We start from the raw sequence: 19,826 nt of genomic DNA on the forward strand, positions 1-19,826 counted from the left end.
CTACTCCAGGGTTTTCCAACTGGCAAACGCCAGCCCGGTGCCGGTCAGCGCCGGGCTGCGGTAGGCGGGGATGTAGTCGACGTGTTCCAGCTCCAGCTCGCGCGCCAGCTCGCCCACCACCAGCCAGTTGCGGATCTCGCTGCTGCCGGCCTGCAGGCGCTTGGGGTCCAGCGCGGCCAGCGCGGCGCCGTCCTTATGGCGGATGGCGTCGAGCACCTGCTGGTCGAGTTCCTCGTCCACCACGAAGTGGCTCAGGCCACCGGAGGCAATCACGCCCACGCGCAGGTCCTGCGGCCAGGCGGCGATCAGCTCGCGCAGCGCCGCACCCAGCTGCACGCAGCGCCGCGGCGTGGGCTGGTTGGGCGGGTCGAAGGTGTTCAGGATCACCGGGATCACCGGGACCATGTGATCGGCGGGCACTGATCCCCCTTGCAGCAGGCGGCGGTGGATGAACTGGAAGGCGTGGCCCTCGAACTGGCCGGGCTCCAGCCCGTCGAGCGCGGCGATGTCGAAATCGCGGTCGCAGAGCTGGCGGATCAGCCACTGCGCCAGGTCGCTCTTGACCGGGTAGTCGCGGTCCACCTCGGGCTCGTGGCGCCACATGCGCGCCGACTTGACCCAGGCGTCCGATGGCGCCGCCGGCTCGCGCTTGGTGTTGCGGATCGTCTCGCCCCAGTAGATCGCGATCGCGGGGTTGTTCGTGGTGCGGAACAGCTCCGTCTGGTCGTCACCGACGATCAGCAGCACGTCCAGCCGCGCCGCGTGGATGCGCTCGCGCAGCGCGTCCATCGCCGCCTCGGCCTGGTCGTAGCGCTGGCTCATGATCTCCGGTGACGCCAGCGCCTCGGCGGCGCCGGGCGGTGTGGCAGCGAGCAGGCGCTCGTAGTCGGTCTTCTCGCCCTGCTTGTCAAAGAGGAAGGGGTTCTTGGGGTCGATGGCACGGAAGCCGTGCATCCAGTCCTCGCGCTGCGAGACCAGCATGATGCTGTGCGAGGCGCCAAAGGCGGCAACGAGTCGGGCCATGGAATGTCCTTTCTTTCAAACCACGACCGCAGCGCGCAGCTCGGCGATGCGGGCATCGTCGTAGCCCAGCTCGCGCAGGATCGCGTCGGTCTGGTCGCCCTGGTGCGGCGCCGGTGTTGGCTCGGCCTGGCGCGGGTTGCGCGACAGGCGGAAGGGCTGGCCCACCACCGACACCTCGCCGAGTTCGGGGTGCCGCATCGGCCAGGCGATGCCCAGGTGCTGCACCTGCGGGTCGGTGAAGACGTGGTCGACGCTGTGGATCGGGCCGCAGGGCACGCCGGCCGCCAGCAGCCGCTCGGTCCACTCGGCCGTGCTGCGCTTCAGGAAGGCCGCGCCGATCGCGCCGTTGACCCGCTCACGCTGTGCGCAGCGCTGCGGGTCGTTGCCCAGCTCGGGGTCGGCGGCCAGCTCAGGCACGTCGAGGGCCTCGCACAGGCGCCGCCACATGGTGTTGCCGATGGCGGCCAGGTTCAGGTAGCCGTCGGCCGTCTTGAACACGCCCGTGGGCACGGTCAGCGGGTGCTCGTTGCCGTGCTGCTGCGGCACCTTGCGGTCGATCAGCCACTGCGCGGCCTGGAAGTCCAGCATCGCGATCTGCGACTCCAGCAGCGAGGTCTGCACCCACTGGCCCTCGCCCGACACCTCGCGCTCCAGCAGCGCCGCGAGGATGCCCTGGGCGCAGAAGTGCCCGGCGCAGAGGTCCGCCAGCGGGATGCCCACCCGCATCGGCCCTTCGCCGGGCCGGCCGGTGACGCTCATCAGCCCGCCCATGCCCTGGGCGATGGAATCAAAGCCGGGCCAGTTCGCATAGGGCCCGTCCTGGCCGAAGCCGGAGATGCTGGCGTAGACCAGCCGGGGGTTGATGGCGCGCAACTGGTCCGGGCCGATGCCCAGGCGGTACTTGACGTCCGGGCGGTAGTTCTCGATGAACACGTCGGCCTGCCTGACCAGCGCATGCAGGATCGCCAGCCCCTCGGGCGCCTTCATGTTCAGCGTCAGGCTTTCCTTGTTGCGGTGCAGGTTCTCGTAGTCGGCGCGGTTGTGCTCGCGCCCGCCGATCATGTCGTCGCCGCCGGGCGCGCCGGGCGGGATCTCCAGCTTGATGACCCGCGCGCCCTGGTCGGCGAACACCCGCACCGCGGTGGGGCCGGCGCGCACGCGGGTGGCGTCGAGGATGGTGAAGCGCGACAGCGCACCGGTTCGCATCGGTTTCTCCCGGTTCATCGTTGTTCAGACGGGCGTGAACATCGGCACCGCCGGTCCACCCTCGCTGGGCGTGAAGACCACGCGCACCTTCTGGCCGATCTGGTACCGCGCGGCGTCGCCGCCGACCAGGTTGGTCAGCATCGTCGGCCCCTCGTCCAGCGTCACGTAGGCCAGCGTGTAGGCGGCCTCGCCCTGGCCCATCGTGCTGCAGGCGTAGACCGTGCCGGTGCCGGCGGCGTCCACCCATTCGGTGGCGTCGCTCAGGCAGTGCGGGCAGATATCGCGCGGGTAGTGGTGGAACTCGCCGCAGGCCGTGCAGCGCTTGACCAGCAGGCGGCCCGCGTCGGCGGCCTGCCAGTAGGCGGCGGTTTCGGCCTGGACCATGGGTTTCGGGATCTTCCGTGCCATCACACACGCTCCAGGATGAGGGTTCCGGCGGTGTGGCGCGACGCCAGCGCACCGCCGATGCCGTTGGCCAGCGCCCAGGTGCAGTCACGCACCTGTACGGCGGGGTGGGCCTCGCCGCGCAGCTGGCGCACCGCCTCGATCACCTTGGTGACGCCGCCGCGGTTGGCCGGGTGGTTGTTGCACAGGCCGCCGCCATCGGTGTTGAAGGGCAGGCGGCCCACGCCGGAGATCAGGCCGCCGTCCATCACGAAGCGCCCGCCCTCGCCCTTCTTGCAGAAGCCCAGGTCCTCCAGCTGCATCAGCACGGTGATCGTGAAGCTGTCGTAGAGCGAGGCGTACTGGATCTGCGCCGGCGTGATGCCGGCCTCCTCGAAGGCCCGCGGGCCGGACCAGGCCGCCGCCGACCAGGTCAGGTCGATGCGCCCGCCCATGCCGTGCTTGGGCGCCTCGCCGGTGCCGCGCACCATCACCAAAGGCCGCTTCAGCTGCCGGGCGATCTCCGGGCGGGCGACGATCAGCGCGCCGCCGCCGTCGCTCATCACGCAGCAGTCCAGGCGGTGCAGCGGGTCGCTGACCATCGGCGAGTTCACCACGTCGTCCACCGTCACCACCTTGCGCAGCATCGCGTTCGGGTTGTGCTGGGCATGGTGGGAGGCGGCCACCTTGATCCAGGCGAGCTGCTCGCTGGTGGTGCCGAACTCGTGCATGTGGCGCTGCGCCACCATGGCGTAGAGGTTCTGCGTCGAAGGGCCGTAGGGCAGCTCGAAGGCCAGCTCCGGGCAATCCGGGTCGGGCGGGCGCAGCGCCAGCGCGGGTTTGGCCGGCTTGCCGTCCTTGCCGGGGCCGGCGGCCGCAGCGCGGGCCTGCGCCTCGGCCATCGCCGCACGGGGCCGGCCGGCCAGGGTGATCAGCGCGACGTTGCAGCGCCCGGCGGCAATCGCCGCCGCGGCATGCGCCACATGCAGGATCGGTGCCGAACCGCCGCACTCGGTGCTGTCCACATGGCGCAGCTTCAACCCCAGGTACTCGGCCACCGTGGCGCTGCCCAGCCCCGGCGCATCCCCGGCGCAGAAGTAGCCGTCGATGTCGTCGCGGGTCAGCCCTGCATCCGCCAGGGCGCCCTTGGCCACGTCGGCGTGCAGGCGCAGCACCGAGAGGTTCTCGGCGTTGCGGGTCGGGTGCTCGTAGGCGCCGACGATGGCGGCCTTGCCGTTCAAGCTCATGCCAGGTCTCCGGTCACTGCGCCGGGGTGAAGCCCGATGCCTTGATCACCGGCCCCCAGTGCGCCAGCTCGGCCTTGAGCTGCTTGTCGGCCTCGGCGCCCGGGCGGTAGTCGGCGATCTGGGCGAAGCGATTCATCATCAGATCCTTCACCTCCGGCTGGGCGAGCACGTGCTTGAGCGCGCCCTGCATGCGATCGAGCTCGGCCTTGGGCAGCTTGGCCGGGCCCCAGAGGCCCATCCAGCCGTTGTCGCCGCCCGTGTCGAAGCCCTGCTCGGCCATGGTCGGCACGTCGGGCAGCAGCGGCGAGCGCTTCGGCGCATAAACGCCCACGTAGGTCAGCTTGCCGCTCTTGACGTGCTGCAGCGCATCGCCCGCCACCATGTTGCCGGTCAGGATCTGCCCACCCACCAGATCGGTGACCAGCGGGCCGTTGCCGCGGTAGGGCACCACCGTCATCTTCACGCCCGCCACCTTGGCGAACTGCAGGCCGTTGAAGTGCGTGTCACCGCCCTGCCCGGCCGTGCCGAAGGTGCCCTTGTCCGGGTTGGCCTTGAGCCAGGCAGCGTAGTCCTTGGCGTTCTTCACGCCGATGCCGGCGTTGACCACCATCGCCATCGGGTAGGAGTTGATCTGGGCCACCGAGGTGAAGTCGGTGGTCATGTCGTAGCCCAGCACGCTCACCGGGTAGGTCAGGTGCTGGAAGACGAAGGTGGCGTTGGGCGCGACCATGTAGGTCAGGCCATCCGGCGCGGCGTTCTTGACCGCCTGGGCGGCGATGCGCCCGCCCACGCCCGGCCGGTTCTCGACGATGACCTGCTGCTTGAGCAGCACCTGCAGCTTCTCGGCCAGCACGCGTGCCACGCTGTCGGACGCCCCGCCGGGCGGGAAGCCCACCAGCAGGCGGATGGGCTTGTCGCCCTGCGCCTGCACGCCCAGCGGCAGCGCCAGGCACAGGGTCGCGGCGGCCAGGCCGAGCAGGCTGCGGCGCAGGATCGGATGAGAGGTCATGGCGTGTCTCCTTCGTTCGTCTCAGGGGGTCAAATCAAGATCAGCAGCGGTCGGCCGCCGTGCGGCGTCGAACGCGGCCAGGTGAAAGGCGGCATCGCCGAACAGCAGGCCGTTGGCGATCAGCCGCTTCGCGTAGTGGCCGACGCGGCACTCGTCGGTCATGCCCATCGCCCCGTGCAGCTGGATGGCCGTCAGGCCGCACTGCCGGCCCAACTGGGCGGTGAGGGTCATGGCGGCCGAGACCAGGCGGGTGCGCTCGCTGGCGTCCTCGGCCTCCAGCGCCATCGCGGCCACGCAGGCCATCGACTTGAGCTGCTCCAGCGCCGTGGCCATGTCGGCCACCCGGTGCTGCAGTGCCTGGAACTTCGCCAGCGGCGCGCCGAACTGCCGGCGGGTCTTCAGGTGCTCGCAGGTCATGGCCAGCAGCGCCTCCAGCGCCCCGGCCGATTCGGCGCAGAGCGCGGCGTTGGCGCGCTCCACCGCGCGCTCCACCAGCGGCAGCGCGGCATCCAGCGGGCCGACGAGGCGGTCCGCCGCCAGCGACACGCCTTGCAGGTCGAGCTGGGCGGCACGGCGGCCGTCCAGCAGCGTGATCGGCCGGCGGGTCAGGCCGGGCGACGCGGCATCGATGGCGAACAGGCTCAGCCCGCTGCGGTCGCGGCGCTCGCCGTCGGTGCGCGCCACCACCAGCAGCAGGTCGGCCACGTCGCCACCCAGCACCAGCGCCTTGCGTCCGCTCAGGCTCCAGCCACCGTCGGCGGTCGGCTTCGCGCGGCTGCGCACATCGGCCAGGTCGTAGCGGGCCTCGGGCTCGGCACAGGCCAGCGCGACCTGCAGGCGGCCCGCGGCCAGTGCGGGCAGCCAGGCGCTGCGCTGCGCCGGGCTGCCGGCTTCGGCCAGCAGGGGCGCCATCAGCACCGCGTTGGACAGCCAGTTGCCGTTGGCCAATGCGCGGCCGAGCTGCTCGGCCGCCAGCATCGCGGCCTGCGGCCCCAGCGCGCTGCCGCCCAGCTCGGCGGGGATCTGCAGGCCCAGCAGGCCCAGCTCGGCCAGGGCGGCGTGGCGCTGGGCGGCCTGCGCGGGGGTCTCGGCGTTGCCACGCTCGGGCGCGGGGTACTCGCCCTCGCAGAAGCGCTGCACCGCGTCGCGCAGCGCCAGGTCGTCGTCGTTCAGGGAGAAATCCATACCTTGGCGCTCGGTCTTCTGGTCAATGGGCGGCCAGCACGGCCTGGGCGATCAGGTTGCGCTGCACCTCGTTGCTGCCGCCGTAGATCGACAGCTTGCGGGCGTCCAGGCAGTTGGCGGCCACGCTGGCCAGTTCGGGAGGCACCGGCGCCACCGGCGCGTCGTCGGCCGCATCGAGGAACTCCAGGAACTGCGCCTCGGCCGAGAAGGGCAGCGCGTCCGGCCCGGCGATGTCCAGCAGCGTCTCGTAGATGGCCTGGCGCAGCTCGGTGCCACGCACCTTGAGCATCGACGCCTCCACCTGCGGCACGCGGCTGCGCTGGCCGGGTGCGAGCAGGCGCAGCGCGGTGGCCTCCAGCGCGATCAGCTCGATCTCGAACTGCGCCAGCCGCGCCTGCAGCAGGGCGCGCAACAGGGCATCTTCGCCCAGCCCCTGCTGCCCGGCCAGCTGGCGTGCGCGCGCCAGCTGCTGCTTGCACGAGCCGATGCCGGCGATGCCGGTGCGCTCGTGGCCCAGCAGGTACTTGCCGCAGGTCCAGCCCTGGTTCAGCTCGCCGACCAGGTTCTCGACCGGCACGCGCACGTTGTCGAGGAAGCACTCGTTCAGGTCGGTGCCGCCTTCGAGCATGCGGATCGGCCGCACCGTCAAGCCGGGCGACGTCATGTCGATCAGCAGGAAGCTGATGCCCTCCTGCGGCTTGGCGGCGTTCGGGTCCGTCCTGACCAGGGCGAACATCATCGAGCACCACTGCGCGTAGGAGGTCCAGACCTTGTGGCCGTTGACGACGAAGTGCCGGCCGTCCGGCTCCAGCACGGCGGTGGTGCGCAGCGAGGCCAGGTCCGAGCCCGAGCCCGGCTCCGAAAAGCCCTGCGCCCACCAGGTGCGGCTGGCGCGGATGTCGGGCAGGTAGCGGGCCTTCTGCTCGGGCGTGCCGAAGGCGATCAGCACCGGCCCCAGCATCTGGATGCCGCTGGCGATGATGCGCGGCGCCCCGCCCAGCAGGCACTCCTCGTCGAAGATGAAGCGCTGCAGGTGCGTCCAGCCCGGGCCGCCATGCTCGGGCGGCCAGCCCGGCGTGAGCCAGCCGCGCGCCTCCAGCCGGTTGAACCAGGTGACGTAGTCGGCCTGCTCCAGGCGCAGGCCGAGCTCCACCTTGCGGCGGATGTCGCCGGGCAGCTGCTCACGCACGAAGCTGCGCACGGCCTGGCGGAAGGCCTCATCGGCCGCACTGAATGCCAGCTTCATGCGGATGCTCCCTGCGCCGGGCCGACCACGATCAGCGCATCCAGCGCCAGCACGCGGTCGGGGTAGGCCACCAGCGGGTTGACGTCGATCTCGGCGATGGCCGGGTTGGCCCGCATCAGGGCACCGAGGGTGGCCACGACGTGGGCGATGGCCGCCACGTCCACCCCGGTCGCGCCGCGGATGCCTGCCAGCATCGGCGCGGCCTTCAGGCGCTGCAGCTCCGCGACGATGTCGGGCTCGGCCAGGTCGGGGGGGATCAGGCGCACATCACGGAGCGCCTCGATCCACACCCCACCCAAGCCGACCAGGACGACCGGGCCCCACGCCGGGTCGTTCCTGGCCCCCACCACGAGCTCCAGGCCCCTGGATCCCATCGCCTCGACGAGCACACCGTCCAGGCCACTGCCCGGGACACCACCCAGGGTGAGATCGGGGCGGTGTGTCGCCAGGTTGTCCATCAGCGTCACCCAGCCGGCACGCAACGCGGCGGCATCCGCCAGCCCCACGATCACGCCGCCCACGTCGCTCTTGTGCGGCAGGCTGCTGGCCTGCGCCTTGATCACCACCGGCCAGCCCAGGCCCTCGGCGATGGCCACCGCCTCGTCCGCCGTGCGCGCCAGGCTGCCGTGTGGCACCGCGATGCCGGCCGAGTTGAGCCAGGCCTTGCCCTGGTATTCGGGATAGATGCCATTGGCCGGCGCAGGCCCGGGCAGTCCGGCATCAGGCAAGGGCCGAGCGGCGAATTCATCCGTCCGCGCGGCGCGCTCCAGCGCCTCGGCGTACTGCGCCACCCGTTTGAGCGCCCGCAGCGCGCGGTCGGCCGAGCGGAAGAACGGCACGCCGCTGGCACGGATGGCCTCCAGGAAGAAGGGTTCCACCGGGCCGGCGTCACCGGTCAGCACCAGCACCGCCGGCTTGGGGCAGCGGCCCAGCGCCGGCACGATGTGATCGGCCTTGTCGCGCTGGGCCATCACCGGCCCCACGGGGATGCACAACACCACGCTGCCGACGGCGGGGTCGGCCGCCATCGTGTGCACCAGCTCGCCGATCAGGCCAGGCTGGCGCACGCCGATGGTGGTGTAGTCCAGCGGGTTCTCGGCCACCGCGTAGCTGGGCAGCTTCTCGGCCAGTGCCTGCACGGTGGGCGCGCCCAGCGCCGGCAGGTCCAGCCCGATGCCGTCGGCCAGGTCCAGCGCGATGTTCTTCATCGCCCCCGAGCCCGTCACGAAGGCCGCGCCACCCGCCGCCGGGCGGGGGTGGCTGAGCAGCACCGCGGTGGTGTCGAAGAGCTCGTCGAGCGTGTCGACCACCACCACCGCCTCGCGCTGCAGCAGCACGCTGGCGCTGGCATGGTCGCCCGCCAGCGCGCCAGTGTGCGAGGCGGCGGCATGGCGGGCGCGCTCGCTGCGCCCGGGCATCAGCAGCACGATGGGCTTGCCCAGCTCGCGGGCCCGGCGCGCCAGACTCAGGAACAGCCGCGGGCGGCGGACCTGCTCGGCATAGACCGCGATGACCCGGGTGGCCGCGTCATCCAGGTAGGCGGCCAGCACGTCCTCGACGCCCACCGAGGCCTCGTTGCCGGTGGAGAACTGGCAGGTCAGCGGCAGACCACGGCCGGTGAAGGCATCGCGCAGCGTGGCGGCCATGAAGCCGCTCTGCGCGATGATGCCGATGCCACCGTGCCCAGCCTCGGCGGCACGGTAGGCGTCGCGCTCCAGCAGCTCGAAGGTCACCGGCACGCCGGCCGCGAAGTGGGTGAAGCCCATGCAGTTGGGGCCGATGAGGAGCATGCCGGCGGCCTCGGCCACCGCGGCCAGTTCGGCCTGCTTCGCCCGGCCTTCGTCGCCCGTCTCCGCATAACCAGAGGCGAACAACACCGCCGCATGGCAGTGCCGCGCCCCCAAGCTGCGCACGGCGTCGAGCACGCCCGCCTCGGGAATGGCCAGCACCGCCAGGTCGATGCCCTCGGGCAGCTCGTCCACTGTCTTCACGCAGGCCCGCCCACCGATCTCCGCACTGCTGCGGCTGACCAGGTGCAGCGCACCGGCAAAACCGAAGCGCTCCACGTTGGCGAGCACGAAGCCGCCAAAGGACCGCGGGTCGGCCGACGCACCCACCAGGGCGATGGAACGGGGCTGCAGCACCCGGCCCAGCGGGCGGGCGGCGTCCGGCATCCGGGCCGGCACAGGACTTGTATTGTTCGCCATGGGACGAAGTCTGGCATACACAAATGCCATGATCAACACACCAGAAATTCTGCAAAGGCATCCAGATACCGGTGTTTACCCGTGGGCATTTCGGGTGAAACGCGGGTTAACCCGCGGGTTTTCGCCCACTCAGGCGATCATCTCGATCCCAATAAGCCCGGATTCAGCCCATTTCAGGCCAGTCATCCGCATGCTCATGACTTTCCCTAGGTATGCCACAAATGATGTTTGGTATTCTTTAGACCTCGCTTCCAGGAACACCCATGCCAAACCCCCCGTCGAACGAACCGCCCGACGCCGCCGAGGGCGAGCTGACCTCCGATGACACCCGCCCCCGCCCCGGGGGTCGCGCGGCCGACATCCGGGCCACTCTGCAGGACGAGATCGAGTCGGGTAAGTTGCCCCCCGGCGCCGCGCTGGACGAGCGGGCGCTGGCCGCGCGCTTCGAGGTCAGCCGCACCCCCGTGCGCGAGGCGCTCCAGCAGCTGGCCGCCCGCCATCTGGTGCGCATCGCGCCGCGCCAGGGGGTGACGGTGGCGCGGCTGTCCATCGGCAAGGTGCGGGCGATGCTGGAGTTCATCTCCGAGCTGGAGGCCCTGGCGGCCAAGCTGGCCGCGCGCCGGGTCGACGACGAACTCAGCCGCCGCCTGGACGACACCCTGGCGCGCTGCCAGGAGGCGGCCGTCAGCGGTGGCACCGCCGAGTACACCCTGGCCAACGCGCTGTTCCACGAGGCCATCTACGCCGGCAGCCGCAACGAGTACCTGGCCGAGCAGATCCGCCACGCGCGCCGGCGCATCCAGCGCTACCGCGTCAAGGACTTCCAGAACAAGCAGCAGATCGCCCGCTCGCTGCAGGATCACCTGAAGATTGCCCGCGCCATCCAGTCCGGCGACGAGGCTGGCGCCTGGCAGGCCATGCACCTGCACGTGCCGGTGGGCTCCTCGGGCTTTTCCGAGTTCCTGGCCACCGTGCCGATGAGCTTCTTCGATGCCGAATCCGGAGACCCCGCATGACCCACCCCAAGCGTCCCAAGCGCTCCCTGCAGGTCCCGAACGTCGGCCACAAGGCGCCCATCCCTCTGGGTGCCCGCGTCGGCAACCTGATCTGCTCCTCGGGCATCGCCGGCAAGGACCCGGCCAGCGGCGCCCTGCCCGCCGACGCCGCCACGCAGGCAGCGCACGCCTTCACCAACCTGCGCGCCCTGCTGGCGGCGGGGGGTGCGTCGCTGGACGACGTCGTGCGCCTGAGCATCACGGTGAAGGACGACTCGGTGCGCGAGGCGGTCAACGCCCACTGGCTCGCCGCCTTCCCCGACCCCGACGACCGCCCGGCGCGCCACATCGGCGTGCACGACCTGCAGCACGGCATGTGGCTGCAGCTCGAAGTCCTGGCCATGGTCCAAAGCTGAACCGCTCGCATTCGCTTCGAAAGGATTCCCCTTGATCATCGATTCCCACGCCCACGTGGTGATGCCGCCGCAGAGCCTGAAGTTCATGTCCGAGCTGGTCGGCGGCCGCGGCAACCCCTCGGTCGACCCGAAGATCCCCGACGAGGCCATCCACAAGGTGGCCACCGAGGTGGTCAAGATCATGGACAGCGTCGGCACCGACCTGCAGTTCATCTCGCCGCGCCCCTACCTGCAGATGCACTCGGTCAAGCCGGCCAAGGTCAGCGAGATCTGGGCGCGCCACTGCAACGACGTGATCGCCCGCGTGGTGGCCTGCTACCCGGACCGCTTCCGTGGCGTCGCCGGCCTGCCGCAGTTCATGCACGAGAGCCCGGCCGAGCGCTGCGTGGCCGAGCTGGAGCGCTGCGTCGAGCAGCTGGGATTCGTCGGTTGCCTGATCAACCCGGACCCCACCGAGGGCAGCGAACTGCCGCCGCCCGGCCTGGGCGATCCGTTCTGGCACCCGCTGTACGCGGCGATGGAGCGGTTGCAGGTGCCCGGCCTGATCCACTCGGCCGGCAGCTGCACGCCGCGCGAGAGCTACACCCTCAAGTTCATCAACGAGGAGAGCATCGCGGTGATCTCGCTGATCGACAGCGACACCTTCCAGAAATTCCCCAACCTGAAGATCGTCGTGGCCCACGCCGGTGGCGCGATCCCCTACCAGATGGGGCGCTTTCGCAGCTGGAGCGTGCGCCGTGGCGAGAAGGTGAGCTTCGACGAGCAGCTGCGCAAGCTCTACTTCGACACCTGCAACTACAGCCAGGACTCGATCGAGCTGCTGTTGAAGGTGGCCGGGGTGAAGAACGTGCTCTTCGGCACCGAGAAGCCCGGCACCGGCAGCGCGCGCGACCCGATCAGCGGGCGCGACTACGACGACATGAAGCCGGTGATCGAGAACATCGGCTGGCTGTCGGCCGACGACCGCGCCGACATCTTCGACTGCAACTGCCGCCGCGTGTACCCGCGCGCCTTCCGCAACTACACCGATCCGTCCTGAGCTGCGTTTCCTGCAGCCCGCCAACGATCCGAGGAGACCGCCATGCCCATGACCAAGGAAGACAACGACCTGGTGACCCGCGTCGAGAACGGCGCCCCGCTGGGGGAGATGATCCGCCAGCACTACTGGCTGCCGGCCATCCCGTCGTCGAAGCTCGAAGCCGGCGGGCGCCCCTTCCGCGTGCGCCTGCTCGGCAAGAACTACGCCGCCTTCCGCGCCGGCAACGGCACGGCCGGCGTGATCGACGAGGCCTGCCCGCACCGCCGGACCTCCATGCTGCTGGCGCGCAGCGAGGAGGACGGCCTGCGCTGCATCTACCACGGCTGGAAGATCAACGTGACGGGCGTGCTCGACGAGGCGCCCAACCACAGCGGCGACCAGCAGCAGTTCTGCAAGCACATCCGCACCAACCAGTACAGCGTGGTGGAGCGCGGCGGCATCGTCTGGGTCTGGCTGGGCAAAGGCGACACCGCACCGAAGTTCCCGGAGCTGCCCTTCATCGACCTGCCCGAGGACCAGCGCGCCGTCACCAGCGTGGAGGTGCCGACCAACTGGCTGCAGGGCGTGGAGGCGTCGATGGACTCCTCCCACGTGGGCGTGCTGCACGAGTCCACCACCAAGCTCACGGCGGGCAGTGGCAACGAGCGCCTGATCATGACCAAGGCGCTGGCGCCGCGGCTGGAGTTCGAGGAGCGGCCCTACGGCTTCCGCTACGCCGCCATCCGCGATGTCGGCGAGGACAAGTTCTACGCGCGCATCAACAACTTCGTGATGCCCTGGTACGGCCTGATCTGCGCGCCCTACGAGAAGGGCCCGGCGATGGTGTTCTTCTCCACCCCGGTGGACGACGTGACGCACCGCGCCTGGTTCGTCAACTTCAACGAGCATGCCCCCCTGGGCCCGACCATCATCTCCACCGCGCCGGATGTGTGGAACTCCCCGCCGGTGCCCGAGGGCGGCGCCGCCAACAACTGGGGCCAGAACCGCGACCTGATGAAGCGTGGCCACGCCAGCGGCTTCCCGCAGCACCTGGCCACCGAGGACTTCGCGATGTTCCTCGGCCAGGGCCCGATCTACGACCGCAGCGACGAGCAGCTCTGCTCGGCCGACGGCGCGGTGCTGCGGGTGCGCGCCGCGATCCTGAAATCGGTGCGCGAATTCATGGCCGGCAAGCCGCCGACGCTAGCGACCCACCCCGAGCTGGACTACCGCCAGGCCCGCTCGGTGGGCGGTGTGCTGCCCAGCGGCAGCGACTGGCGCGTGCTGGCCGAGCAGGCATGAAAGGCGTGGCCATGCTCCGCCGCCGCCGTCTCCTCGCCACTGGGGCCGCTGCGGCTGCGGCCTGGGCTGCCCCGACGCTGGTGCGGGCGCAGGGTGACCGGCCGATCCGCATCCTGCTGGGCCTGCCACCCGGCGGCGGCACCGACGCCATCGCCCGCGCGATCGCCGACCGGCTGCCCGCCGAGCTGGGCCAGCCGGTGATCATCGACAACAAGGTCGGCGCCGGCGGGCGCTTTGCCGCCGATGCGCTGATGTCCGCCGCGCCCGACGGCCTGACCTGGATGATCGCGCCCAATGCGACGCCGACCTTCCAGGTGCTGGTGTTCGGTGCGCAGCTGAAGTGGAACCTGTTCCGGGACTTTGCCCCGGTGGCGGCGCTCACCTCCTACCCGCTGGGCATGGCGGTGAGCCCGGCCACCGGTGCCAGCAACGCCCGCGAGTTCATCGACTGGGTGAAGAAGAACCCCAAGACCGCCAGCTTCGGCACGCCGGGGCTGGGCGGCCAGAACCACTTCCTGGGCGTGCAGCTCGCCAGGGAAGCCGGCATCGACCTGCCGGTGACGCCCTACAAGGGCACGCCACCGATGGTCACCGACCTGGTCGGCGGCCACGTGCCGGCGGCCATCAGCCTGATGGACGGCCTGCTCAAGCACCACCGTGCCGGCCAGGTGAATGTGATTGGCCTCTTCACCGAGAAGCGCTCGGAGCTGATGCCCGACATCCCCACCTTCGCCGAGCAGGGCATCAAGGTCACCAGCGGCGAGGGCTGGACCGGCATGTGGGCCCCGGCGAAGACACCGCCGGCCGAGCTGGAGCGCATGCAGCGCGCGCTGCAGAAGGTGCTGGCGCAGCCGGCGCTGCGCGACGTGCTGATCAACAAGCTGTCCGTCATGCCGGACTTCCGCCCCGCGGCCGAGATGGCCGCCCGCCAGCGCGCCGAGCTGGCGCACTGGGAACCGATCATCAAGGCCTCAGGCTTCAAACCCGAATGAGCACCGCCCTGCTGACCTTGCGCGTGCGCGCGCTGACCTGGGAGGCCGAGGGCATCCTCGGCATCGAGCTGGTGCCGCTGCAGCCCAACACGCTGCTGCCGGCCTTCGAGGCCGGCGCGCACATCGACCTGCACCTGCCCGGCACGGGCAGCGCGACACACCCGCCCGATGCGGGCAGCGGGCCGCACATCCGCAGCTACTCGCTGCTGAATGCGCCGGGCGAGCGACAGCGCTACTGCATCGCGGTCAACCTCGATGCCGCCAGCCGCGGCGGCTCGCGCTGGATCCACGAGCAGCTGCGCTGCGGCCAGACGCTGACGGTGGGTGCGCCGCGCAACAACTTTCCGCTGAACGAGGCCGCGCCGCTGTCCGTCTTCTTCGCGGGCGGCATCGGCATCACGCCCATCCTGGGCATGATCCGGCGCCTGGAGGCCATCGGCCGGCCTTGGCGGCTGCACTACGCCACCCGCAGCGCCATCCACGCCGCCTACGTGAGCGAGCTGCAGGCCCTGTCCGAAGCCGGCCAGGCGGGCGGGCGCGACGGCGCGCTGGACCTGCATGTCGACGCCGACCGAGGCCGGGTGCTGGACATCGCCGGCCTCATCGCCGCGCTGCCAGCTGGCACGCACGTCTACTGCTGCGGCCCGTTGGGCATGCTGGGCGCCTTCGAGGCGGCCACCGCCGCCCTGCCCCGCGAGCAGGTGCACCTGGAGTACTTTGCCGCCAAGGAGGCCGCCGCCACCGACGGCAGCTACGTGGTGGAACTGGCCCGCAGTGGCCGGACCGTGCCGGTGCAGCCGGGCCGAACTCTGCTCGAAAGCCTGGAAGGCGCCGGCGTGGAGGTGCTCTATTCCTGCCGCGAAGGCATCTGCGGCACCTGCGAGGTCAAGGTGCTGGCCGGCACCCCCGACCACCGCGACCTCGTGCTCAGCGAAGCCGAGCGCGCCGCCAACAACCGCATCATGGTCTGCTGCTCCGGCGCCAAGACCCCCAAGCTGGTCCTCGACCTCTGAAACAGAGCTCCCATCCATGTCCGAAGCCCTGATCACCTACGAACTCGACGGCCCGGTGGCCCTGATCGGCCTGAACCGCCCCGACAAGCGCAACGCCATCAACGACGCCCTGGTGGACGAACTGAACGCCGCCGTTCAGCGCGCCCATGAGGATGCCAACGTCATCGTGCTGCACGGCCACGGCAGCAACTTCTGCGCCGGCCTGGACCTGGCCGAAGCCCTGGCGCGCGCCAGCGGCAAGATCACGCCGCCGCGCAAGCGCCGCCGCCACAACTGGCACATGGTGTTCGACCAGATCGCGCGCGGGCCGATTCCCGTGGTCGCCGCGCTGCACGGCGCGGTGGTGGGCGGCGGGCTGGAGCTGGCCACCGCGGCGCATGTGCGGGTCTGCGACGAGACCGCCTTCTTCGGCCTGCCCGAGGGCCAGCGCGGCATCTTCGTCGGCGGGGGCGGCACGGTGCGCATCCAGCGCGTGGTGGGCACCACGGTGATGATGGACATGATGCTCACCGGCCGCCTGCTCAACCCCGCCGAGGGGCTGCAGGAGCACATCGTGCGCTATGTCACCCCCGCCGGCCAGGCGCTGGCCAAGGCGAAGGAGCTGGCACAGCGCATCGCGCAGAACACCATCGAGACCAACTGGAAGATCGTCAATGTACTGCCACGCATCCAGGATGTGTCGCACGACGACGGCCTGTTCTTCGAGCAGCTCAATTCCGCAATGGCCCGCCCGCCCGAGGTGGAGCAGCGCCTGCGCGAGTTCGTCGAGGGCAAGGCGAAGCCGCTGGTCGCCAAGGACGAGGCCAAAGACGCCGGCGCGCCGGGAAAGGGCGCCTGAGATGAGCGCCTTCGACCTCACCGACGCCGACCGCGCCGCCGCGGCCGAGCACGTCCGATTCGCCGAACGGGAAGCGGCAAAGACCGGCCTGCCCGCCGACACCCCGCTGCGCCCGGTCCGCCAGGTGGCCGTGATCGGCGCCGGCACCATGGGCGGCGGCATCGCGATGGCCTTCGCCAACGCCGGCCTGCCGGTCGTGCTGATCGACGCCGACGCCACGGGGCTGGAACGTGGCCTGAAGCGCGTGATGGCCAACTACGACACCAGCGTCAAACGCGGCAAGCTCAGCCCCGAGGCGGTGGTCGAGCGCATGGCGCGCATCCGCGGCACGACGAACCTGGCCGACGCCGGGGGGCCGGAGGGGGCCGACCTCTTCATCGAGGCGGTGTTCGAGGACATGGCGCTCAAGCAGCGCCTGTTCCGCGAGCTGGACGCCATCGCCAAGCCCGGCGCCATCCTGGCCACCAACACCTCCGGGCTGGACATCGCCGAGATCGCCGCGGTGACGAGCCGGCCGCAGGATGTGGTCGGCGCGCACTTCTTCAGCCCGGCCAACGTCATGCGCCTGCTGGAGGTGGTGCGCATCGACACGCCCGTGGCCACCGCACCCGAGGTGATCGCGACCCTGATGGCCCTGGGCCAGCGCATCGGCAAGGTGGCGGTGCTGGCGCGCATCTGGCCGGGCTTCATCGGCAACGCGCTGTTCCGCCAGTACAACCGGGAGGCGCACTTCCTGGTCGAGGACGGTGCGCTGCCGCACGAGGTGGATGCCGCGTTGACGAAGTTCGGCTACGCGATGGGCATCTTCGCGGTGCACGACATGGCCGGCAACGACGTGGGCTACCCGACCCGCAAGGCGCAGATGGCCACGCGCCCCACCGACCGGCGCTGGAACGACCTCATCCTGAAGCTGGTCGAGAAGGGCCGGCTCGGTCAGAAGAGCGGCCAGGGCTGGTACCGCTACGAGGACGGCGATCGCCGGCCGCAGCGCGACCCGGAGCTGGAGGCCTGGATCGTCGCGGAGTCCGCGCGCATGGGGATCACGCGCCGCCCGATCGGCGAAGAGGAGATCCTGGAGCGCTGCCTCTACGGCATGGTCAACGAGGGCGCGCGGCTGCTGGAGCACGGCGTCGCGCTGCGGCCCAGCGACATCGACATCGTCTACCTCACCGGCTACGGCTTCCCCGCCGCGCAGGGGGGGCCGATGGCCATGGCCGACCGCATCGGGCTGCCCAAGGTGCTGGCCGCCATCCGCCGGCTGCACGCCGAGCACAGCTTCTGGTGGCAGCCCGCGCCGCTGCTGGAACGATTGGTGGCCGAGGGGCGGAGCTTTGCGGATCTGCAGGGATCCCGACATCCTGAGGCCTGAACCTCGATACGAAAGGAAGCAAGCATGGGACGACTCGACGGCCGCATCGCAGTGGTGAGCGGCGCGGCCTCCGGCATGGGCCAGGGCGCGGCGCTGAAGCTGGCGCAGGAGGGCGCCCTCATCGAGATCCTCGACCGCAATGACGCCACGGAAACGATCGCGCTGATCCGCGAAGCCGGCGGCGAGGCGGCGGCCTCGATCTGCGACGTCACCGACGAGGCGCAGATCCGCGCCGCCGCCCAGGCGGTGGAGGCGCGGCGCGGGCGCATCGACATCCTGGTGAACAACGCCGGCATCCTGTCGGGCCGCAAGCCCTGGCATGAGTTGGAGCGCGAGGAGGTGGACCGCTTCCTGCAGGTCAACTTCATGGGCTACTTCCTGGTCAGCCAGGCCTTCTACCCGCTGCTGCAAAAGAGCAGCGCCGGGCGCATCATCAACGTCGCCTCGCGCACCTACTACCTGGCCAACCCGGGCCAGATGGCCTACGTGGCCAGCAAGGGCGCGGTGATGGGTTTCACCCGCGTGCTGGCCAAGGAGCTGGGGCCGGAGAACATCACCGTCAACGCCGTGGCACCGGGCATGATCGCCACCGAAGGCACGCTGGCCAACTCGCCCGAGGAGGCCTTCGACCGCGTGATGCAGAACCAGGCCATCAAGAAGCGCGGCCAGCCGCGCCACCTGGCCGGGCTGATCGCCTTCCTGGCCAGCGACGAGGCGGAACTGATCACGGGGCAGTTCATGCTCTGCGACGGCGGTGGTTACCTCCTCTGAGGACGCACGATGGATCTCGGTATTCGTGGCCGCAAGGCCCTGGTGTGTGCCTCTTCGCAGGGGCTGGGCTATGCCTGCGCGCTGGCACTGGCGCAGGAGGGCTGCGAGGTCTGGTTGAACGGGCGCAACGCGGACAAGCTGGCCGCCGCGGCCGAGCACCTGCGCGCGGACACAGGCGCCACGGCGCACGGCGTGGTGGCCGACTTGGTCACCGAGGCCGGCCGATCGGCGCTGCTGGCAGCCTGCCCGGAGCCGGACATCCTGGTCAACAACAACGCCGGGCCGTCCCCCGGCCAGCTGGCCGACTGGGACCACGACGCCTGGATCGCCGCGCTGGAAGCCAACCTGCTCACCGGTGCGCTGCTGCTGCGCGCCGTGCTGCCGGGCATGCGGGCCCGGCGCTGGGGCCGCATCGTCAACATCACCTCCGCGATGGTGAAGACGCCGCACGCGGCCATGGGCCTTTCCACCGCCGCCCGCGCCGGCCTGACCGCGCTCAGCCGCGCCCTGGCGCGCGAGGCGGCGCCGGACAACGTGACGATCAACAACCTGCTGCCCGAGCGCATCGACACCCCGCGCCAGGAGTTCATGGCGCAGCGCATGATGAAGGCCTCGGGCATCAGCCACGAGGAGGCGCGCGCGCAGATCGTCGCCACCATCCCGGCCGGGCGCATGGGCCGGCCAGAGGAATTCGGCGCCGCCTGCGCCTTCCTCTGCAGCGATCTGGCGGGCTACATCAGCGGCCAGAACCTGCAGCTCGACGGCGGGGCCTACCAGGGCCTGGTCTGAAACGGAGCCTGGTGGCGACCACAGCGACGGTCAGCGCGTCGGCCGGCCCGGCGTTCAGCCCTGCGCCGCCAGCTCGGCGCCCAGCGCCATGTCGATGGCCTTGGCTGCCTGGTACGCCGGGCGATCGGTGAGGCGGGCCGCATAGTCTTCGAACTCAGCGCGCTTGGGCAACGTGCCGAACTGCATGCCCCAGATCAGGTGCGAGCCGACGTACACATCGGCGGCAGAAAACGCTGGACCGCCGAGGTAGGTCGTGCCGGCCACCGCAGCAGCCAGCACCTCCACCACCCGCTCATAGCTGCCGTAGCCGACCATGCGCTGCTGCTTTTCATCCGGGTGGACGCCGAGCGTGCGGTTGACCACCGCCGCCTCCAGCGGCCCGGCGGCAAAGAACAGCCAACGGTAGTAGGACGCGCGCTGCGCCGTCGGCGGCGCCAGCCCGGCGGCCGGGAAGGCATCGGCCAGGTAGGCACAGATCGCGGCGCACTCCGTGACCACCTGGCCGCCATGCACCACGGCCGGCACCTTGCCCATCGGGTTGACGGCGAGGTAGGGGGCCGCCTTCATCGTGCTGGCGTAGTCCAGGACCACCTGCCGGTAGGGCGCCCCGGTTTCTTCGAGCATCCAGCGCGCGATCTGCCCACGCGACCAGGGGTGGGTGTAGAGGACCAGGTCACAGTCTGGCGATTCGGTCAGGGGCATGGCGAACTCCTCAGGAGCGGGCGGGAAGTCGGTCGATGTGCGTGGCATCGCCGGAATCCGGAAACGAGAAAGGCGGCCGCAGCCGCCTTGTCCTGACCGAGCGGGAGAGGAGAA

At 70.7% G+C, this 19,826-nt stretch carries 19 protein-coding genes; 10 read left to right on the plus strand and 9 right to left on the minus strand.

All coding sequences use genetic code 11. The annotated features are described in order from the left end of the window. From NGK70_RS17315 to NGK70_RS17350, 8 genes are read right to left on the minus strand one after another with little or no spacing between them, the layout of a single operon-like run. The gene (locus tag NGK70_RS17315) at positions 1-1,023 is read right to left on the minus strand and encodes a DODA-type extradiol aromatic ring-opening family dioxygenase (protein WP_251969737.1); all 1,023 of its coding nucleotides are present in this window, start codon (positions 1,021-1,023) and stop codon (positions 1-3) included. Between the two features lie 15 nt (positions 1,024-1,038). Continuing rightward, positions 1,039-2,229 carry a CaiB/BaiF CoA transferase family protein gene (locus tag NGK70_RS17320; protein WP_251969738.1) on the minus strand — a complete coding sequence of 397 codons (1,191 nt, stop codon included), beginning with the start codon at positions 2,227-2,229 and terminating at the stop codon, positions 1,039-1,041. A 24-nt stretch (positions 2,230-2,253) separates the two neighbouring features. Then, on the minus strand, positions 2,254-2,637 hold the full coding sequence (locus NGK70_RS17325; protein ID WP_251969739.1) for a Zn-ribbon domain-containing OB-fold protein: 384 nt from the start codon (positions 2,635-2,637) through the stop codon (positions 2,254-2,256). Then, positions 2,637-3,860 carry a thiolase domain-containing protein gene (locus tag NGK70_RS17330; protein ID WP_251969740.1) on the minus strand — a complete coding sequence of 408 codons (1,224 nt, stop codon included), beginning with the start codon at positions 3,858-3,860 and terminating at the stop codon, positions 2,637-2,639. The genes NGK70_RS17325 and NGK70_RS17330 overlap by 1 nt, the downstream gene beginning before the upstream one ends. Before the next feature lie 13 nt (positions 3,861-3,873). Next, positions 3,874-4,869, minus strand: a complete 996-nt coding sequence (locus tag NGK70_RS17335) for a tripartite tricarboxylate transporter substrate-binding protein (protein ID WP_251969741.1) — start codon at positions 4,867-4,869, stop codon at positions 3,874-3,876. A 21-nt stretch (positions 4,870-4,890) separates the two neighbouring features. Beyond that, positions 4,891-6,054 carry an acyl-CoA dehydrogenase family protein gene (locus NGK70_RS17340; protein WP_251969742.1) on the minus strand — a complete coding sequence of 388 codons (1,164 nt, stop codon included), beginning with the start codon at positions 6,052-6,054 and terminating at the stop codon, positions 4,891-4,893. Between the two features lie 22 nt (positions 6,055-6,076). Further along, complete coding sequence (locus NGK70_RS17345) at positions 6,077-7,300, minus strand: acyl-CoA dehydrogenase family protein (protein ID WP_251969743.1); 1,224 nt, start codon at positions 7,298-7,300, stop codon at positions 6,077-6,079. Beyond that, positions 7,297-9,474, minus strand: a complete 2,178-nt coding sequence (locus NGK70_RS17350; protein WP_251969744.1) for an acetate--CoA ligase family protein — start codon at positions 9,472-9,474, stop codon at positions 7,297-7,299. Before NGK70_RS17350 ends, NGK70_RS17345 begins: the two co-directional genes overlap by 4 nt. Before the next feature lie 296 nt (positions 9,475-9,770). On the opposite strand from NGK70_RS17350, the gene NGK70_RS17355 reads away from it, so the two are divergent. The 10 genes from NGK70_RS17355 to NGK70_RS17400 are packed head-to-tail and all read left to right on the plus strand — an operon-like array spanning position 9,771 to position 19,010. After that, entirely contained in the window at positions 9,771-10,523 is a 753-nt protein-coding gene (locus NGK70_RS17355; RefSeq protein ID WP_251969745.1) for a GntR family transcriptional regulator, read from the plus strand. Beyond that, entirely contained in the window at positions 10,520-10,918 is a 399-nt protein-coding gene (locus NGK70_RS17360; protein ID WP_251969746.1) for a RidA family protein, read from the plus strand. Before NGK70_RS17355 ends, NGK70_RS17360 begins: the two co-directional genes overlap by 4 nt. A gap of 31 nt (positions 10,919-10,949) precedes the next feature. Beyond that, the gene (locus NGK70_RS17365) at positions 10,950-11,957 is read left to right on the plus strand and encodes an amidohydrolase family protein (RefSeq protein WP_251969747.1); all 1,008 of its coding nucleotides are present in this window, start codon (positions 10,950-10,952) and stop codon (positions 11,955-11,957) included. A gap of 42 nt (positions 11,958-11,999) precedes the next feature. Next, positions 12,000-13,238: a Rieske 2Fe-2S domain-containing protein gene (locus NGK70_RS17370; protein ID WP_251969748.1), complete on the plus strand. Its 1,239-nt coding sequence runs from the start codon at positions 12,000-12,002 to the stop codon at positions 13,236-13,238. Between the two features lie 11 nt (positions 13,239-13,249). After that, positions 13,250-14,230 (plus strand): tripartite tricarboxylate transporter substrate-binding protein, encoded by a 981-nt coding sequence (locus NGK70_RS17375; RefSeq protein ID WP_251969749.1) that lies wholly within the window; start codon positions 13,250-13,252, stop codon positions 14,228-14,230. Continuing rightward, on the plus strand, positions 14,227-15,243 hold the full coding sequence (locus NGK70_RS17380) for a PDR/VanB family oxidoreductase (RefSeq protein ID WP_251969750.1): 1,017 nt from the start codon (positions 14,227-14,229) through the stop codon (positions 15,241-15,243). Before NGK70_RS17375 ends, NGK70_RS17380 begins: the two co-directional genes overlap by 4 nt. Before the next feature lie 16 nt (positions 15,244-15,259). Continuing rightward, complete coding sequence (locus tag NGK70_RS17385; protein ID WP_251969751.1) at positions 15,260-16,081, plus strand: crotonase/enoyl-CoA hydratase family protein; 822 nt, start codon at positions 15,260-15,262, stop codon at positions 16,079-16,081. 1 nt (position 16,082) lies between these two features. Continuing rightward, positions 16,083-17,450 (plus strand): 3-hydroxyacyl-CoA dehydrogenase, encoded by a 1,368-nt coding sequence (locus NGK70_RS17390; RefSeq protein WP_251969752.1) that lies wholly within the window; start codon positions 16,083-16,085, stop codon positions 17,448-17,450. 24 nt (positions 17,451-17,474) lie between these two features. Further along, positions 17,475-18,221: an SDR family NAD(P)-dependent oxidoreductase gene (locus NGK70_RS17395; protein ID WP_251969753.1), complete on the plus strand. Its 747-nt coding sequence runs from the start codon at positions 17,475-17,477 to the stop codon at positions 18,219-18,221. 9 nt (positions 18,222-18,230) lie between these two features. Next, positions 18,231-19,010 (plus strand): SDR family oxidoreductase, encoded by a 780-nt coding sequence (locus NGK70_RS17400; RefSeq protein ID WP_251969754.1) that lies wholly within the window; start codon positions 18,231-18,233, stop codon positions 19,008-19,010. A gap of 54 nt (positions 19,011-19,064) precedes the next feature. Here the strand turns inward: NGK70_RS17400 and NGK70_RS17405 are convergent, their stop codons facing one another. Beyond that, positions 19,065-19,712, minus strand: a complete 648-nt coding sequence (locus NGK70_RS17405; RefSeq protein ID WP_251969755.1) for a glutathione S-transferase family protein — start codon at positions 19,710-19,712, stop codon at positions 19,065-19,067. Between the last annotated feature and the right edge of the window lie 114 nt (positions 19,713-19,826).

It is taken from the genome of Sphaerotilus microaerophilus, assembly GCF_023734135.1.
In the GTDB taxonomy this organism is placed as follows: Bacteria; Pseudomonadota; Gammaproteobacteria; order Burkholderiales; family Burkholderiaceae_C; genus Sphaerotilus; species Sphaerotilus microaerophilus.

Excerpts from the sequence above, each read along its gene's own strand:
- NGK70_RS17370 (WP_251969748.1), top strand. The coding sequence starts at position 12,000 with ATGCCCATGACCAAGGAAGACAACGACCTGGTGACCCGCGTCGAGAAC.
- NGK70_RS17405 (WP_251969755.1), bottom strand. The coding sequence starts at position 19,712 with ATGCCCCTGACCGAATCGCCAGACTGTGACCTGGTCCTCTACACCCAC.
- NGK70_RS17400 (WP_251969754.1), top strand. The coding sequence starts at position 18,231 with ATGGATCTCGGTATTCGTGGCCGCAAGGCCCTGGTGTGTGCCTCTTCG.
- NGK70_RS17345 (WP_251969743.1), bottom strand. The coding sequence starts at position 7,300 with ATGAAGCTGGCATTCAGTGCGGCCGATGAGGCCTTCCGCCAGGCCGTG.
- NGK70_RS17390 (WP_251969752.1), top strand. The coding sequence starts at position 16,083 with ATGAGCGCCTTCGACCTCACCGACGCCGACCGCGCCGCCGCGGCCGAG.
- NGK70_RS17320 (WP_251969738.1), bottom strand. The coding sequence starts at position 2,229 with ATGCGAACCGGTGCGCTGTCGCGCTTCACCATCCTCGACGCCACCCGC.
- NGK70_RS17330 (WP_251969740.1), bottom strand. The coding sequence starts at position 3,860 with ATGAGCTTGAACGGCAAGGCCGCCATCGTCGGCGCCTACGAGCACCCG.
- NGK70_RS17335 (WP_251969741.1), bottom strand. The coding sequence starts at position 4,869 with ATGACCTCTCATCCGATCCTGCGCCGCAGCCTGCTCGGCCTGGCCGCC.
- NGK70_RS17350 (WP_251969744.1), bottom strand. The coding sequence starts at position 9,474 with ATGCCGGACGCCGCCCGCCCGCTGGGCCGGGTGCTGCAGCCCCGTTCC.
- NGK70_RS17315 (WP_251969737.1), bottom strand. The coding sequence starts at position 1,023 with ATGGCCCGACTCGTTGCCGCCTTTGGCGCCTCGCACAGCATCATGCTG.
- NGK70_RS17360 (WP_251969746.1), top strand. The coding sequence starts at position 10,520 with ATGACCCACCCCAAGCGTCCCAAGCGCTCCCTGCAGGTCCCGAACGTC.
- NGK70_RS17380 (WP_251969750.1), top strand. The coding sequence starts at position 14,227 with ATGAGCACCGCCCTGCTGACCTTGCGCGTGCGCGCGCTGACCTGGGAG.
- NGK70_RS17395 (WP_251969753.1), top strand. The coding sequence starts at position 17,475 with ATGGGACGACTCGACGGCCGCATCGCAGTGGTGAGCGGCGCGGCCTCC.
- NGK70_RS17355 (WP_251969745.1), top strand. The coding sequence starts at position 9,771 with ATGCCAAACCCCCCGTCGAACGAACCGCCCGACGCCGCCGAGGGCGAG.
- NGK70_RS17340 (WP_251969742.1), bottom strand. The coding sequence starts at position 6,054 with ATGGATTTCTCCCTGAACGACGACGACCTGGCGCTGCGCGACGCGGTG.
- NGK70_RS17325 (WP_251969739.1), bottom strand. The coding sequence starts at position 2,637 with ATGGCACGGAAGATCCCGAAACCCATGGTCCAGGCCGAAACCGCCGCC.
- NGK70_RS17375 (WP_251969749.1), top strand. The coding sequence starts at position 13,250 with ATGCTCCGCCGCCGCCGTCTCCTCGCCACTGGGGCCGCTGCGGCTGCG.
- NGK70_RS17385 (WP_251969751.1), top strand. The coding sequence starts at position 15,260 with ATGTCCGAAGCCCTGATCACCTACGAACTCGACGGCCCGGTGGCCCTG.